This window comes from Luteimonas sp. A649 (assembly GCF_054072735.1).
Genome location: NZ_JBSVRQ010000001.1, coordinates 898,125 through 912,182, shown reverse-complemented (window position 1 = coordinate 912,182; position 14,058 = coordinate 898,125). Strand labels below are relative to the sequence as shown.

General features: G+C 69.1%; 17 protein-coding genes. 8 read left to right on the top strand and 9 right to left on the bottom strand.

Annotation, left to right across the window (positions count from 1 at the left end; translation table 11 throughout):
* From sdhD to ACW5E8_RS04305, 3 genes are all read right to left on the bottom strand, one after another.
* A complete protein-coding gene (gene sdhD / locus ACW5E8_RS04315; RefSeq protein ID WP_456964247.1) occupies window positions 1-402 on the bottom strand; it encodes a succinate dehydrogenase, hydrophobic membrane anchor protein in 402 nt (133 codons plus the stop codon).
* Entirely contained in the window at window positions 399-788 is a 390-nt protein-coding gene (gene sdhC / locus ACW5E8_RS04310) for a succinate dehydrogenase, cytochrome b556 subunit (RefSeq protein ID WP_456964246.1), read from the bottom strand. Before sdhC ends, sdhD begins: the two co-directional genes overlap by 4 nt.
* A gap of 84 nt (window positions 789-872) precedes the next feature.
* On the bottom strand, window positions 873-1,040 hold the full coding sequence (locus ACW5E8_RS04305; protein ID WP_456964245.1) for a DUF1674 domain-containing protein: 168 nt from the start codon (window positions 1,038-1,040) through the stop codon (window positions 873-875).
* Between the two features lie 134 nt (window positions 1,041-1,174).
* On the opposite strand from ACW5E8_RS04305, the gene ygfZ reads away from it, so the two are divergent.
* On the top strand, window positions 1,175-1,960 hold the full coding sequence (gene ygfZ, locus ACW5E8_RS04300) for a CAF17-like 4Fe-4S cluster assembly/insertion protein YgfZ (protein WP_456964244.1): 786 nt from the start codon (window positions 1,175-1,177) through the stop codon (window positions 1,958-1,960).
* A 131-nt stretch (window positions 1,961-2,091) separates the two neighbouring features.
* Complete coding sequence (locus ACW5E8_RS04295) at window positions 2,092-2,586, top strand: OmpA family protein (protein WP_456964243.1); 495 nt, start codon at window positions 2,092-2,094, stop codon at window positions 2,584-2,586.
* 394 nt (window positions 2,587-2,980) lie between these two features.
* Here the strand turns inward: ACW5E8_RS04295 and ACW5E8_RS04290 are convergent, their stop codons facing one another.
* The 5 genes from ACW5E8_RS04290 to ACW5E8_RS04270 form a co-directional block, all read right to left on the bottom strand.
* The gene (locus ACW5E8_RS04290) at window positions 2,981-5,257 is read right to left on the bottom strand and encodes a thiamine pyrophosphate-dependent enzyme (RefSeq protein ID WP_456964242.1); all 2,277 of its coding nucleotides are present in this window, start codon (window positions 5,255-5,257) and stop codon (window positions 2,981-2,983) included.
* A 19-nt stretch (window positions 5,258-5,276) separates the two neighbouring features.
* Window positions 5,277-5,948: a glutathione S-transferase family protein gene (locus ACW5E8_RS04285; protein ID WP_456964241.1), complete on the bottom strand. Its 672-nt coding sequence runs from the start codon at window positions 5,946-5,948 to the stop codon at window positions 5,277-5,279.
* Entirely contained in the window at window positions 5,915-6,469 is a 555-nt protein-coding gene (locus ACW5E8_RS04280) for a GNAT family N-acetyltransferase (RefSeq protein ID WP_456964240.1), read from the bottom strand. Before ACW5E8_RS04280 ends, ACW5E8_RS04285 begins: the two co-directional genes overlap by 34 nt.
* Window positions 6,470-6,524: 55 nt before the next feature.
* Window positions 6,525-7,694 (bottom strand): acyl-CoA dehydrogenase family protein, encoded by a 1,170-nt coding sequence (locus tag ACW5E8_RS04275; RefSeq protein WP_456964239.1) that lies wholly within the window; start codon window positions 7,692-7,694, stop codon window positions 6,525-6,527.
* Between the two features lie 163 nt (window positions 7,695-7,857).
* Window positions 7,858-8,667, bottom strand: coding sequence for a glycine zipper 2TM domain-containing protein (locus tag ACW5E8_RS04270; RefSeq protein WP_456964238.1), 810 nt, complete (start codon window positions 8,665-8,667; stop codon window positions 7,858-7,860).
* Between the two features lie 174 nt (window positions 8,668-8,841).
* On the opposite strand from ACW5E8_RS04270, the gene ACW5E8_RS04265 reads away from it, so the two are divergent.
* A complete protein-coding gene (locus ACW5E8_RS04265) occupies window positions 8,842-9,072 on the top strand; it encodes a DUF6116 family protein (RefSeq protein WP_456964237.1) in 231 nt (76 codons plus the stop codon).
* Between the two features lie 5 nt (window positions 9,073-9,077).
* A complete protein-coding gene (locus tag ACW5E8_RS04260; protein ID WP_456964236.1) occupies window positions 9,078-9,869 on the top strand; it encodes a TatD family hydrolase in 792 nt (263 codons plus the stop codon).
* Between the two features lie 22 nt (window positions 9,870-9,891).
* Here the strand turns inward: ACW5E8_RS04260 and ACW5E8_RS04255 are convergent, their stop codons facing one another.
* Entirely contained in the window at window positions 9,892-10,728 is an 837-nt protein-coding gene (locus ACW5E8_RS04255; protein WP_456964235.1) for a tRNA threonylcarbamoyladenosine dehydratase, read from the bottom strand.
* A gap of 65 nt (window positions 10,729-10,793) precedes the next feature.
* On the opposite strand from ACW5E8_RS04255, the gene ACW5E8_RS04250 reads away from it, so the two are divergent.
* The 4 genes from ACW5E8_RS04250 (at window position 10,794) to ACW5E8_RS04235 (ending at window position 13,953) form a co-directional block, all read left to right on the top strand.
* The gene (locus ACW5E8_RS04250; protein WP_456964234.1) at window positions 10,794-11,282 is read left to right on the top strand and encodes a hypothetical protein; all 489 of its coding nucleotides are present in this window, start codon (window positions 10,794-10,796) and stop codon (window positions 11,280-11,282) included.
* Between the two features lie 155 nt (window positions 11,283-11,437).
* Window positions 11,438-11,917, top strand: a complete 480-nt coding sequence (locus ACW5E8_RS04245) for a glycine zipper 2TM domain-containing protein (protein WP_456964233.1) — start codon at window positions 11,438-11,440, stop codon at window positions 11,915-11,917.
* A 73-nt stretch (window positions 11,918-11,990) separates the two neighbouring features.
* Window positions 11,991-12,476 (top strand): DUF456 domain-containing protein, encoded by a 486-nt coding sequence (locus ACW5E8_RS04240; RefSeq protein WP_456964232.1) that lies wholly within the window; start codon window positions 11,991-11,993, stop codon window positions 12,474-12,476.
* Between the two features lie 352 nt (window positions 12,477-12,828).
* Window positions 12,829-13,953, top strand: a complete 1,125-nt coding sequence (locus tag ACW5E8_RS04235) for a phospholipase A (protein ID WP_456964231.1) — start codon at window positions 12,829-12,831, stop codon at window positions 13,951-13,953.
* Window positions 13,954-14,058 lie beyond the last annotated feature (105 nt).

The window sequence follows — 14,058 nt, the reverse complement described above, 5'->3', positions numbered from 1 at the left end:
TCAGGCCAGCAGCGCAATGCGGGCGATCGCATACAGCGACGCCAGCGCGCCGAGGACGCAAAGGAGGAGGTTGAGCACCAGCAGGGTGAGCTCGACCGCGCGGTTGTGGACGTAGTCCTCGATCACCACCTGGACGCCGAGCTTGGCGTGCCAGAACAGGGCGATCACGAACAGGGCCATCAGGATGGCGTTGTACGGACGGGAAAAGACCTCGTAGACGCGGCCGAGGTCGGCGCCGACCAGCGACACCAGCGTGCCCACCAGCCACGGCACCAGCAGCCCCAGCACCACGGCGGTGACGCGCTGCCACCAGAAGTGGCCGGTGCCGGACTTGGCCGAACCCAGGCGGCGCGCGCGCGACAGCGGCGTGCGGTAATCAGGACGTGCCTTGGCCTCGCTCATGCCGCACCTCCCAGTGCCACGAACCAGATCAGCGCGGTGAACACCACGGTGAGCACGAACACGGCATAGCCGGAACGGTAGAGCTCCGGGATCTCGAAGCCCCAGCCGATGTCCCACAACAGGTGGCGGATGCCGTTGAGCAGGTGGTAGACCAGCGCCAGCGAAAAGCCGAAGAGCGCGATCCGTCCGAACGGCGAAGCCAGGCAGGCGGCGGCGGAGGCATAGGCCTCACCACCGGCGGCGACGGCGAGCAGCCACCACGCAAGTCCGAACGCGCCCACGACCAGGGCGATGCCCGTGGCGCGGTGCAGGATGGACGTGAGCATGGTGATCTGCCAGCGGTACACCTGGAGGTGTGGCGACAGGGGACGGTTGGGGTGGGTCATCGCGGCGGGCATCTCTCGCTGGGCGGCCGTGTGGCCGCGTTGGCTTCATTGACAGGTGGTGGCTGCGAGCTGCAGCCGGGCGCATCAAAAATCGATGCAGCGTCCGTTCTTCTCCCAGTCTCCGTAGCGGGTGGGATCCGGGCCGTCGCGCCCACCGTATTCGGGCGCTGGCGGTGGCACCACCGGCGTGGCCGGGGATGTCTCCGGGGCCGTGTCGGGCGGCGTTTCGCCTATGATTGCGGGATCTGGCACGAGCCGAAGTTTACGTCCCGGAGCACTGTTTGGACAAGCCAACGGCCCCCAAGGCCCCGTTTTTCGCCCTTTCCGACCATGCCCTGCTTGCGCTTGAAGGGCGCGATGCGATCGCTTTCGCGCAGGCGCAATGCATGAGCGACATCGCCACGCTCGCCGACGGCCAGTGGCAGTGGAGCGGCTGGCTGTCGCCGAAAGGGCGCGTGCAGGCGCTGTTCGCGCTGCTGCGCGTTGGCCCGGAAACGATCTGGCTGCTGCTGCCCGATGGTGACGCCGAAGCGCTGAAGGCGGCCATGGAACGCTTCGTGTTCCGCAGCAAGGTCAAGCTTCGGGTGCCTGAAGAGGCGTCGGTATGCGGATCCTTCACGGCGCCGGCCGAGGCCTCCGACGCGACCACATCCACTGACGCGAAGGGCCGGGTCGAGTTCGACTTCGGCGACGGCGCGCAGCCGCGCACGCTGCGCGTGTGCCACGGCTGCACCGCCCCGACCGATGCCGATGCCCTCGCCCGCTGGCGTGCATACGACATCGCCCACGGGCTGCCCCGTCCTGGAACCGCGACGCTCGACGCCTTCACCCCGCAGCAGCTGTCGCTTGATCGCCTGCGCGCCTACAGCGTGCGCAAGGGCTGCTACCCGGGCCAGGAGATCGTGGCCCGCACCCACTTCCTCGGCCAGGCCAAGCGCGGCCTGGCGCTGTTCGGCTGCAGCGACGCCCCCGCGCCGGGCGCACAGGTCATGGAAGCGGACCGCGCCATCGGCACAGTGGTGGCCGCAGCCACCTCGGCGGGCGAGTCCGCGACCCACCCTGCCCTGGCGCTGGCGGTGCTGCCCTTGGAGCGGGCCGACGACGCCCCGGACCTGCGGATCGACGGGACAGTCCTCACCCCCCTGCCCCTGCTTGACGGCTTGGCCCGCTGAGTCCCCGGCGGAAGCCCCGAAACGCGACCGCGGTTGCAGCACGGACACAATCCTTGGCTATGCTCGGTGCGGGGATCCGGAGGGGATGCCAGGCATCGGGCCAGGCGCCGCTGCAACGCAAGGGGAAATCAATGTATCGCCAGTCGAAGCCGATCCTGGCCGCGTTCGCGGCCGCCTGCCTGGTTGCGGCCTGTGCCACTGCACCTGCACCCGAACCCGCGCCCGAGCCGGCACCGCCGCCACCGGCCTCGTTCAACCACACGCTGTCGGGTGACGCGCTGTTCGCTTTCGGCAAGGCCAGCGTCGAGAACCTGAGCGATGCGGGCCGCGCCGAACTCGATGCGCTCGCCGCACGCGTGCTCGCCACGCCGGACATCGAGGCGGTGCGGGTGATCGGCCACAGCGACCGCATCGGCAAGGACGCGGCCAACGTCGAACTCTCGCGCAAGCGCGCGGCGGCCGTGCGCGACCATCTGGTTGCCGCCGGGGTTCCGGCAGAGAAGGTCACCGCAGTGGGCCGGGGCAGCGTCGAGCCGATCACGAGCTGCGACGGCGAACGCAGCCAGGCGCTGATCGATTGCCTGGCGCCGAATCGGCGGGTTGAAGTGAGGGTGATGGCGCTTTGAGGGCGTGATGGTGGGGGCGGAGGGTGTGTGGGTACTCCGCCGGCTGAGCACGTGGTGCTCTTTATGCCGGCTGCGTACCCACACACCCTCCGCTGCCATCCGCACTGTGGGCTGGAGGGGGAGGGCTAAAAGCAAAGGCAAAGGCACCAGCACCAGCGGCCGTGCGCCGCGCCCGGACCATAAGCTTTTGTGGGAGCGGCTATAGCCGCGATCGCTCAACCGCTAACCGCTAACCGAAGAAGCATTCGCGGCTATAGCCGCTCCCACAAGAGCCGGCCCCCCACAAGAGCCGCTGCGGCTAGCCCCCCGCTTTTCCCAACGGCCGCGAAGGTGTACCCATCCGCCTGCCACTCCGCGACCCGGAGGCCACCAGTCGCCCGCGGTTACTGTGACCTCAATTCGCAGCCAGCCGACCCGCAGCCGCCACGATTTCTTCTTCCGACGGAATCACCAGGAAGGCGGCACCCGCCAGCGGGGTGAAGGTGTCCGCGCCCGTCACGCGAAGCAAGGGCGTCGTGCCGAAGCCGCCTTCCACCAGCGCCGTGATGATGCCCTCGCCTACGCCCGCGCTGCGGCGGCCCTCGTCGACGACCAGGATGCGCTTGGCGCCTGCGGCCTGGGCGCGGATGAAATCGTCGTTGAGCGGCACCAGCCAGCGCAGGTCGACCACGCGCACCTTCCAGCCGTGTGCGGCCTCGATGGCCCGCGCCGCGCGCAGGCTCATCGGCACGCCGTTGCCGTAGCTGTACACCACCAAGTCGTCACTGCCCTCGCCATAGACCCGGCCTTCGCCGAGCGGCATCGCCTCGCCCGGCGCCGGGAAGGTGGTCTGCCAGCCGCCGTCACCGGCTTCGTACAGGTCCTTGGCCATGTACAGCGCGATCGGCTCGAGGAAGGCGCAGACGCGACCATCGACCTTCGCCAGCGCCATCAGCGTGCGCAGCATGGTGACCGCGTCGTCGCCTCGGCTGGGACAACCGACCACCAGACCCGGGATGTCGCGCAGCGCGGTGATCGAGTTGTCGTTGTGGAAATGCCCGCCGAAGCCGCGCTGGTAGCCCAGCGACGCGACGCGCATCACCATCGGGTTGCGGTACTGCCCGTTGGAGAAGAACTGCAGGCTGGCCGCCTCGCCGCGGATCTGGTCGCAGGCGTTGTGGAAATAGGCCAGGTACTGGATCTCCGGCATTGGCAGCAGGCCCATGTTGGCGTAGCCCTGCGCCAGGCCAAGGATCACGGTCTCGTCGAGCAGCGTGTTGAACACGCGCCGCGCGCCGAAGGCCTTCTGCAGGCCCTTGGTGACGGTGTAGACACCGCCCTTCTGGGCCACGTCCTCGCCGAACAGCAGCGCTTCGGGGTATTTCGCGAACAGGTCGTGCAGGGCCTGGTTGATCTGGACCGCGAGATGCTTTGGCGGCTGGTTCTCGGGCAGCTTGGCCTCGCCGCCGAACACCTCGAGGCGGCGCTCGGCGTAGTCGGCGCGCGCGGCTTCGGCCTGCACCGCGTCGGGCGTGTACGGCGCCAGCGGCGCCATCACGTCTTCGAGATTGTCCAGGCGTGGACGGCGGTCGGCGTCTTCCGCCGCGGCGAAGCACTGGACGCGGGTGGATTCGTACAGGTCGAGGACGTCGTCCTTCGACATCAGTCCCGATTCCAGCGCGATCGCCGCCGAGCGCAGCAGCGGGTCGGTGGCCTCGACCGCGCAAAGCTCTTCCAGCGAACGCCATTCGATCTCGAAGTCGGTGCCGGCGTGGCCCATGATCCGGGTGGTGCGCAGGTGCAGGAAGGTCGGGCGACGGGTGCGGCGGCAGTGTTCGACCGCGCGCTGCACGTCGCCATAGCCGGTGGCGAGGTCTAGCCCGTCGGCAGCGAAGTAGTCGAGGTCCGGGCGCTGCGCGAAGTTGCGCGCGATCCAGCCATCCGGCGTCTTCACCGAGATGCCGATGCCGTTGTCCTCGCAGACGAACAGCACCGGCGCTGGCAGCTTCTGGTAGGCCGTCCAGCCGGCGACGTTGAACGCGGTCTGCGCGGTGGCGTGGTTGCTCGACGCATCGCCGAAGGAACAGATGGCGATGCTGTCGGCGGGGATCGGCAACGCATGGCCGATGCGACGCGCCTGCTCGATCGCGACCGCCGTACCGAAAGCCTTGGGCAGGTGCGAGGCGATGGTGGACGTTTGCGGCAGCACCCACAGCGGCTTGCTGCCCCAGACCTTGTGGCGGCCGCCGGAGGCCGGATCATCCTTGCTGGCCGCGAACGAGAGCGCCGAATCCATCACCGGGTCCATGCCCGGCAGCTTGCGGAAGCGCTCGGCCATGAAACCGCCCGAGCGGTAGTGCAGGAAGGCGGGATCGGTATGGCGCGTGAGCCGCGCGACCATCGCATTGCCCTCGTGGCCGCTGGAACCGATGGTGTAGAAGACCTTGTTCTGCACACGCAGCACGCGCGCCATCAGATCGAGGTGGCGGCTGATCAGCTGCGACTCGAACAGCTCGCGGAAGCCGCGGGCGTCGAGCGCGCTGCCCGGCAGGATGGCGTCATCGACCGCGGGACGCATGCCCGCGTGGCCATTCCAGCCGCGAATGAACTCGCTGAAATTGACGTCGCAGATCTCGGCGCGGTTGAGGCCGCGCATGCGCGCGGGAATGGGCTGGGGAACTACCTGCGGCATGGTGTTTCGGTTTCCGTGGTCAGGGCATCGCCAGCAGCGCGGCGACGTCGGGCGTGGGAGGCGGGAGCGACACGAAGCCCGGCGTCTGGCGTACGCGCGCGAGCCAACGGCCGAGCGCCGGATAGGAAGTGAGATCGAAGCCGCCATCGCCGGCGACGTCGGTGTAGGCGAACAATGCGATGTCGGCGATGCCGTAGCCCTCGCCGCTGAACCAGTCATGCGCGGCCAGGTGCTGCTCCATCACCGCCAGCGCCTGGTGGCCGCGCTCGAGGCAGCGCGCAAGCTCGGCGGCCCGTCGCGGCGAATCTGCAGGCGTCCAGCCGCGGATGAAGCGGGCCACGGCCACATACGGTTCGTGGCTGTACTGCTCGAAGAACATCCACGACAAGGCTTGGGCCCGCTGCCACGCATCACCGGCGAAGTACGGCGTACCCTCCGCCAGCCAGCACAGGATGGCGTTGGACTCGGCCATGCGGCGCCCGTCCTCGAGCTCGATCAGCGGCACCCGGCCGTTGGGATTGAGCGCCAGGAACGCCGGCGTGCGCGTCTCGCCGCGGCTGCTGTCGGTTTCGATCCAGCGGTAAGGACGGCCCAGCTGCTCGAGCAGCAGCTTCACCTTGTGGCAGTTGCCCGACGGCGAGAAGCCGTGGACCGCGATCACGCGCCGGCTCCCGAACGCCGGGCCAGCCATTGCCCACGCGTCTGCCCCCAGATGTCGACGGCCGCGTCCTCGTAGGGCGGCGGGATCTTCCCGGCCCCCCGCAGGGTCGAACCCAGGCGCTTCGCCACCTGTTGCGATGCGAGATTCGTCGGCGCGATGCAATGGATGAAGTCGTCCCAGCCCAAGTTGGCCAGCGCCCAGTCGATGGTCGCCGGCACGGCCTCGCTCACATAGCCCTTGTGCCAGGCATCGGGATGCAGCGAATAGCCGATCTCGTTGCCCGGCCACCCGTCGGGCTTCCAAGGGCCCGCCTGGCCAAGCCAGCGACCACTGTCCTTTTCGATGATCGAAAACATGCCGAAGCCCTGCAGTGCCCAAGCGCCGGGCTGCTGCAGGAACTTGCGCCACGCCGCGGCGCGGGGCTGCTGGCCGCCGATGTGGCGCGCCGCCTCTTCGTCACCCAGCAGCTCGGCAAAGCGTTCGAAATCGCCGATCTCCGGCAGGCGCAGGAGCAGGCGTTTCGTTTCAATGCGGGGGCCGGCCAGGGACATCGGGACGCACCTCGATCTCGTGGAACGCGGGCCGCGAGCGCGGCCCCGCGTGTTGTCAGCCGCCGAAGGCGTTGATGCCCGTCAGCTCGCGGCCCACCACCAGCTGGTGGACGGTCTCGGTGCCCTCATAGGTGATCACCGATTCCAGGTTCAGCGCGTGGCGGATCGGGCAGTGCTCGGTGGTGATGCCCGCGCCGCCGAGCAGGTCACGCGCTTCGCGGGCGATGTCGATGGCCATGCGGCAGTTGTTCCACTTCGCCAGCGACACCTGGGTCGGCTGCATCTTGTCGGCGTCCTTCAGGCGCCCCAGCTGCAGCGACAGCAGCTGCGCGCTGGTGATGCGGCGCGCCCAGTCGGCCATCTTGATCTGCGCGCTCTGCGTGGCGGCCACCGGGCGGCCGAACAGGATGCGTTCCTTGGAATATTCCAGCGCCTCGTCAAGGCAGGCGATGGCGGCGCCGATCGGGCCCCAAGTGATGCCGTAGCGCGCCTGCGTCAGGCAGCCCAGCGGACCCTTCAGCCCCTTCACGTTCGGCAGCCGGTTGGCCTCGGGCACGCGGACGCCGTCGAAGAACAGCGCGCTGGTCACCGAAGCGCGCAGGCTCATCTTGTGCTTGACCTCCTGGGCCTTGAAGCCGGCGAAATCCTTCTCCACGACGAAGCCCTGGATCCCGTCCTCGGTCTGCGCCCAGACGATGGCGATGTCGGCCAGGTTGCCGTTGGTGATCCACATCTTGGAGCCGTTGAGGATCCAGTCGTCGCCGTCGCGCTTGGCGTGGGTCTTCATGTTGGCGGGGTCGGAGCCGCCGTGCGCTTCGGTCAGGCCGAAGCAGCCGATGACCTTGCCGGCGGCCATGTCGGGCAGCCAGCGCATTTTCTGCTCTTCGGTGCCGTAGGCGAAGATCGGATGCATGCACAGCGACGACTGCACGCTCGCGAAGCTGCGGATGCCGCTGTCGCCGCGCTCCAGCTCCTGGCAGATCAGGCCGTAGCTGACGTAGTTGAGTTCGGACCCGCCGTACTCCGCCGGCAGCGTCGCGCCGAGCAGGCCAAGGCCTGCGATCTCGGGGATCAGCTCCTTCGGGAAGCGGCCTTCGTCGAAGCACTCGCCGATGATCGGCAGCACGCGTTCGTCGGTGAAGCGGGCCACCGTGTCCTGGACCGCGCGCTCCTCTTCGCTGAGCAGGGAGCGGACGTCGTAAAGATCGTAGGGGTTCAGGGCCATGGACTCGCTACCGGTGGGCGGGAAACCCCGCATTGTAGCGGCGCCTGCGGCCTCCGGGCAGGTCGATGATCCTGGCCCCGGAACGGCCACGGCCGCCACCGGGGAGCCGGGGCGGCCGTGGGATATCGACAGCGCGAGGGACCGGCCGGGCGGCCGGGCGCGATCAGCCGCGCTGGGTGGAGCCGTCGACCGCGGCGACCTGGGTGACGACCTGCCCGTCGATCACGGGGAGACGGTCGCCCGGGCGCTCGTCCATGCGGATGCTGCGCTCAACGCCGTCATAGCTGTAGGTGACGTCATAGCCAACGGTGACCTCGGCGTCGCCCAGGGCGATGCGGTTGGCGGGCTTACTGTCGGTGCGCATCGTCCCGGTGGTGCCATCGGGGTTGCGGTAGGTCACGTTGTAGGCCACCACGCGCGAGGACTGCGAGCTGTCCTGGACGGTGTGGCACTGGCGATCGACGCGCTCGACCACGCGGCCACCAACGTGGCGGCGATCGACCTCACGCCCGGCGAAACCGCCGCCGACCGCGCCGGCCACCGTGGCCAGCTTGCGACCGTTGCCGCCGCCGACCTGGTTGCCGACCAGGCCGCCGATGACCGCGCCAGCCACGGTGCCACCGACGTTGCCGTCGCGCTCGGGCAGGCGCTCCTGCACCACAACGTCGTTGCAGACCTCGCGCGGGGAGCTGGTGGTGCTGGTTTCACGGATGGCTTCGCTGCCGATCACGGTGGCGAACTGCGGCTCACGCTCGGTGATGGGCTCGATGGCCAGCACGCGCGCGTACTCGAGGCGGCCCTCGGCAGGAACCGCGGCATCGTCGGCAAATCCGAGCGCGCCATCGCCGGCAACCGCCGCAGGATTGGCGATGTCGGAGCGCGGCGCATCGTCACGGTTGCCCTGGAACGCAGCGACCGCGACGCCGCCGACCAGCAGCGAGGCAAGGGCGATGGCGAGCGTGTTGTTTTTCATGGGGAGCTCCTGGGGGCGGGACGCCGGTTGCTGGAAATTCGGGGGTAACGGGATTCGAACACTTGCCGCCTGAACGCGCCCCGATCACTGGTCGCGGGACTGAGTGGAACGTGAACCCCGTCGCGATTGCCCGCGTGATAGCGTGCCGGCAAACGCGATCCACGGAGTCCGGCGGTGCCCAATCCCATCCTCGCTCCCCTGTTCCGCTGGCTCGGCCGGCTGAGCTATCCAAAGCTGTTCCTGGTGGCCGTGGCGCTGTTCACGGTCAATCTGTTCATTCCCGATCCCCTGCCCTTCGTCGACGAAGTGCTGCTGGGCATCGGCGCCATGATGATCGCCCGACGCAAGCGCAAGCCGGAGCCGCTTGGCGACCAGGTGATCGACGGCGAGGCCCGCCGCGGCTGAGCGCAATGCTGGTCGATTCGCACTGCCATCTCGATGCCGGGGAGTTCGCGCATGACCGCGCCGCAGTCGTGGCGCGTGCGCGCGCCGCGGGCGTGCATGCGCAGGTCCTGCCTGCCACCCACGCCGATGAGTGGCCAGGGCTGCGTGAAGCCGCCTGCGTCGATGACGGCCTGTACCCCGCCTACGGACTGCACCCGACCTTCCTCGAACACCACCGTGAAGCGCACCTGGCGCAGCTGCGCGACTGGATCGAACGCGAATGCCCGGTCGCCGTCGGCGAATGTGGCCTCGACTTCTTCGTCGAGGGCCTGGATGGTGACGCCCAGGCGCACTTCTTCGAAGCCCAGCTGCGCATCGCGCGCGACGCCGACCTGCCGGTGATCGTCCATGCGCGGCGTGCCGTGGACCAGGTCACCGCGGCGATCCGGCGGATCGGCGGCCTTCGCGGCGTGGTGCACAGCTTCTCCGGCAGCCGGCAGCAGGCGGAAACGCTGTGGAAGCTGGGCTTCCTGGTCGGGCTCGGCGGACCGGTGACCTACGAGCGCGCGAACCGCCTGCGCACCCTTGCCGCGACCATGCCGCTGGAGTTCCTGCTGCTCGAGACCGACGCCCCGGACCAGCCCGACTCGGGCATCCGCGGCCAGCGCAACGAGCCGGCGAGGCTGGCCGTGGTCTGCGAAACGATTGCCGCCCTGCGCGACGTGCCCGTGGCGGAAGTCGCCGCAGCGACAGCGGCCAACGCGCGACGCCTGTTCGCCCTGCCCGCGCTGCCTGCCCCCGTCGACACGCCCGCCTGAGCCGGCTACGCCGCGTGCGCAATCAGCCGGCGGATTCCCCGGCGGGGTCCACCGGGGAGGCCTCGCGTACGGGGGCGCGTGCCAGCAGCATCTCCAACGCCTTGCCCGCGGCGGCGAACGCGAATGCACCGGTGATATGCGTGGCCGCGCCCAAGCCGCCACCGCAGTCGAGCTTGAAGCCGTCCTCGCCGCCGACCTGTGGGCGCAGGCCGCAAACGCTGCCGTCCGCCTGCGGGTAGCGGACGTTCTCCAGCGAATACACCGCAGGCACGCCGAAGTAGCGCTTTGGACCCTTCGGGAAGTTGAACTCGCCGCGCAGCTTCTTCCGCACCAGGGCCAGCATGGCATCGTGCTCGGTCTTCGACAGGTCACGTATGCGCACCAGCGTCGGATCGACGCGCCCGCCGGCAGACCCCACCGCCACCAGCGGCAGCTTGCGGCGCCGGCACCACGCGATCATCTCGACCTTGCTGCGGAAGCTGTCGCAGGCATCGACCACCAGGTCGTAGCCGCGATCAAGCAGTTCGCCCAGGTTGGACGGCGTCAGGAAGCTGGGCACTGCGTGCACCACCATCGCCGGATTGATGGCACGGCAGCGCTCCGCCATGGCCTCGACCTTGGCGCGGCCGTACTGGCCGTCAAGGGCCGGCAACTGGCGGTTGGTGTTGGACACGCACAGGTCGTCGGCGTCGATCAGGGTCAGGGTGCCGACGGCGCTGCGCGCCAAGGCCTCGGCCACCCAGGAGCCCACGCCGCCCAGCCCGACCACGGCGACGTGGCAGGCGGCAAAGCGCTCCACCGCGCCGCGGCCATAGAGGCGGTCGATGCCCGCGAAGCGTTCGTTCCAAGCACTGTCCATCCGACCATTTTAGCGGTGGCGCCGCATACAATCCCTACTTTCGCCAATCCACCGGAAGCCAGAGCATGTCGACGCCCAAGCCCCAAGCCACGCCGATTGACCCGTCCGCGCCGCGTCCGCCGCGCAAGCCGCCGTCGGCCGCGGGGCGTTACCTGTTCCTGTTCCTGCTCGGCCTGGTGATCGGCGTGGTCGCGGTGGTGATGCTGCTGCGCGCCCTGGAGAACCGGAAGGGCTGGCAGGACCACTACCCCGTGGCGGCCATGCAGCTGATGTCGGCGCACACCGCCCAGCTGCGGCAGAAGCTCGATGCGAACCGCTGCGCGGCCACCGACGTGCTGCCCCACCTGCAGGCGCTGCGGACGCTCGGCAACGACCTCGACCCGGCGTTCGCCGACCTGCGCGACAACACGCGCTTCGCCGCGCATACCGGCAGCTTCCGCGCCACGCTCGACAAGGCACTGACGGCGCCGCCGATGAACTGCGCCGGCCTCAAGAGCACGCTCGACGACATCGGCAAGGACTGCAAAGCCTGCCACACCGACTTCCGGGGCTGAGCGCGCACGCCGGCGCGTCCTGCGCCGGCGGATGAATGCTTCCTGCACGCGGCGCCGTGATGGCGCCGCGGGCGCGTGCGATTGATCGGCTGTTCACGGCCCGCGCCCTAACGTCGGCATCCACAGGCATTCCCCCTGTCGTCTGGAGCCAAACCATGAAAATCCGCATGATGAGCGCCGCCGCGATGATCGCCGCCACCGCCCTGGTCGGCTGTGCCAGCACCTCGCCCGGCTATTCCTCCGGTGGCTACGGCAGCGGGTACGGCGGTTCGCAGGGCGCGTACTGCGACACCTGTGGCGTGGTGACCCGAATCGAGCAGCGTGGTCGTGCCTCGAACACCCCGAACGCGACCGGTGCGGTGATCGGCGGCATCGTCGGCGCGGTGGCCGCGCGCGAGATCGCCGAGCGCAACACCGACAGCGACGGCCGCGCCAATACCGCCACCGTGGCCGGCGCCGTGGGCGGCGCGGTCGCGGGCAACGCCATCCAGAACCGGGTGCAGAACCAGTCGACCTACGACGTGCACGTGCGCCTGGACAACGGTCGCACGACGGTCGTCTCACAGAACGACCTTGGCGGCATCCGCGAAGGCTCCTACGTCAACGTCGCCAACGGCCGCGCCCATATCCGCTGATCCCCTCGGCCCCGCGTCATCTCTCTCTTTACGGCCCGCACTGCGGGCCGTCTTTCTGTGGAAGACTCGCGCCATGGACCTGCAGCTCATCTATTACATCGTGGCCGCCGTGCTGGTCGTCATCGGCATGGCCGGCACCATCCTGCCGGCGCTGCCGGGCCTGCCGCTGGTGTTCGCGGGCATGGTGCTGGGCGCCTGGGCGGGCGACTTCGAGCACATCGGCATCCCGGTCCTGGTGGTGCTGGGGCTGCTGACGCTGCTGTCGCTGGTGATCGACTTCTGGGCCACGGCCCTGGGCGCGCGCCGGGTCGGCGCCAGCGGCAAGGCGGTGGCCGGTGCGGTGATCGGCACCTTCGCAGGCATTTTCTTCGGGCCGCTCGGCCTGTTCGCGGGCCCATTCATCGGGGCGCTTGCCGGTGAATTGCTGCATGGCCGCGACGTGGCCAAGGCGACGCGCGTGGGCTTCGGCACCTGGCTCGGGATCGTGTTCGGCACGGTGCTGAAGCTGGCGCTTGCGTTCACGATGATCGGGCTGTTTGTGCTCGCCTGGATTTTTTAGGGGTTGGCGGAGAGGGTTGGCGGAGGCGGAGGGCGCGTGGGGTACTCCGCCGGCTGACCACAGTGGTGGTCTTTATGCCGGCTGCGTACCCCACGCACCCTCCGCTGCCACCGCTGCAGCGAGGTTGACGGCGCCCGGCGCCACGATCGCAACCGCAGCGCGATCTCCGGTCTTGCCATCCCTCAACCCGCGATGACGATGGGACGGCGGGATGATCGGGTACGCAGCACGCATAAAGAGCAGCGCAGCTGCTCAGCGTGCGGAGTACCCGACCATCCCGCCGTGCGTTCCCGCCATGCATCCACACGCCACCCGCTAGACTCCGCGACTCCGCGATCACGAGGGCCACCGAATGCACCGAGGTCATCTGAAGCAGGCGCTGCTGCCGCTGCTCTGCGCACTGCCATTGGCCGTGCAGGCCCAGGCCGTGGATGAGGTGGCGTCGCCCACATCGCCCGAAGCCTGCGTCGCCATAGAGACCGCCGCCGAGCGCCTGGCCTGCTACGACAAGGCCATGCAGCGCGTCGGACCGTCGCCCGAGGACGCGGATGCGGCGGCCGCCCAGGCCCGGGTTGAGGTGCGCGACGCCACCCGTTCCCGCGGCGACACCAGCAGTGACGTGTTTCCCCACGACAACGACCCGCGCCGCGCGCTGGCCAATGCCGGCCGCGGTTCGCTGCTCGACAGCCGCTGGGAGCTGGCGCGCGACTCGAAACTGGGCACGTTCAACATGCGTGCGTACAAGCCCGTGTACCTGCTGCCGGCGTTCTGGAGCAGCAGCCCGAACACCACGCCGACGTCCTCGGCGGACGGCCAGGAGTTGCAGCTGCAGGGCGTGGACGACGTCGAGACCAAGTTCCAGCTCAGCTTCAAGACCAAGGCGGTGGAGAACCTGTTCGGCGACAACGGCGACATCTGGCTGGGCTACACCCAGAGCTCGCGCTGGCAGGTCTACAACACCGAGGATTCGCGGCCGTTCCGGGAAACGAATTACGAGCCCGAGGTGTTGCTGGTATTCCGCAACAACTACAGCATCGGCGGCTGGAAGGGGCGCATGGCCGCAGTGGGCATCAACCACCAGTCCAACGGCCGCGGCGATCCGCTGTCACGCAGCTGGAACCGGGTGATGTTCAACGTCGGCCTCGACCGCGAGGACTGGGCGATCACGTTCCGGCCCTGGATCCGCCTCTCCGACGGCAGCGATGACGACAACCCCGGCATCGAGGACTACCTGGGCCGTGGCGACGTCACCCTGGTGCACACCCGCGGCGACCAGACCTTCGCCCTGATGGCGCGGCACTCCCTGCGCAGCGGCGACCGCTCCCACGGCGCCCTGCAGTTCGACTGGGGCTTCCCGCTCAGCAGCCACCTCCACGGCCACCTGCAGCTGTTCAGCGGTTACGGCGAGAGCATGCTCGACTACGACCACAAGGCGACCTACGTCGGCTTCGGCATCTCGGTCCTCGACTGGTTCTGACCGGTCCGGCTTCACGCGCCGCTGAATGCGCCTGCGGCACAGTGCGACCTCCGGCGCCTCGACGCCGAGGATCCCGATGAGCCGCAGAACCTGGAGCCGAAAGCG

Excerpts from the sequence above, each read along its gene's own strand:
- sdhD (WP_456964247.1), bottom strand. The coding sequence starts at position 402 with ATGAGCGAGGCCAAGGCACGTCCTGATTACCGCACGCCGCTGTCGCGC.
- sdhC (WP_456964246.1), bottom strand. The coding sequence starts at position 788 with ATGACCCACCCCAACCGTCCCCTGTCGCCACACCTCCAGGTGTACCGC.
- ygfZ (WP_456964244.1), top strand. The coding sequence starts at position 1,175 with ATGAGCGACATCGCCACGCTCGCCGACGGCCAGTGGCAGTGGAGCGGC.
- ACW5E8_RS04295 (WP_456964243.1), top strand. The coding sequence starts at position 2,092 with ATGTATCGCCAGTCGAAGCCGATCCTGGCCGCGTTCGCGGCCGCCTGC.
- ACW5E8_RS04290 (WP_456964242.1), bottom strand. The coding sequence starts at position 5,257 with ATGCCGCAGGTAGTTCCCCAGCCCATTCCCGCGCGCATGCGCGGCCTC.
- ACW5E8_RS04285 (WP_456964241.1), bottom strand. The coding sequence starts at position 5,948 with ATGGCTGGCCCGGCGTTCGGGAGCCGGCGCGTGATCGCGGTCCACGGC.
- ACW5E8_RS04280 (WP_456964240.1), bottom strand. The coding sequence starts at position 6,469 with ATGTCCCTGGCCGGCCCCCGCATTGAAACGAAACGCCTGCTCCTGCGC.
- ACW5E8_RS04275 (WP_456964239.1), bottom strand. The coding sequence starts at position 7,694 with ATGGCCCTGAACCCCTACGATCTTTACGACGTCCGCTCCCTGCTCAGC.
- ACW5E8_RS04270 (WP_456964238.1), bottom strand. The coding sequence starts at position 8,667 with ATGAAAAACAACACGCTCGCCATCGCCCTTGCCTCGCTGCTGGTCGGC.
- ACW5E8_RS04260 (WP_456964236.1), top strand. The coding sequence starts at position 9,078 with ATGCTGGTCGATTCGCACTGCCATCTCGATGCCGGGGAGTTCGCGCAT.
- ACW5E8_RS04255 (WP_456964235.1), bottom strand. The coding sequence starts at position 10,728 with ATGGACAGTGCTTGGAACGAACGCTTCGCGGGCATCGACCGCCTCTAT.
- ACW5E8_RS04250 (WP_456964234.1), top strand. The coding sequence starts at position 10,794 with ATGTCGACGCCCAAGCCCCAAGCCACGCCGATTGACCCGTCCGCGCCG.
- ACW5E8_RS04245 (WP_456964233.1), top strand. The coding sequence starts at position 11,438 with ATGAAAATCCGCATGATGAGCGCCGCCGCGATGATCGCCGCCACCGCC.
- ACW5E8_RS04240 (WP_456964232.1), top strand. The coding sequence starts at position 11,991 with ATGGACCTGCAGCTCATCTATTACATCGTGGCCGCCGTGCTGGTCGTC.
- ACW5E8_RS04235 (WP_456964231.1), top strand. The coding sequence starts at position 12,829 with ATGCACCGAGGTCATCTGAAGCAGGCGCTGCTGCCGCTGCTCTGCGCA.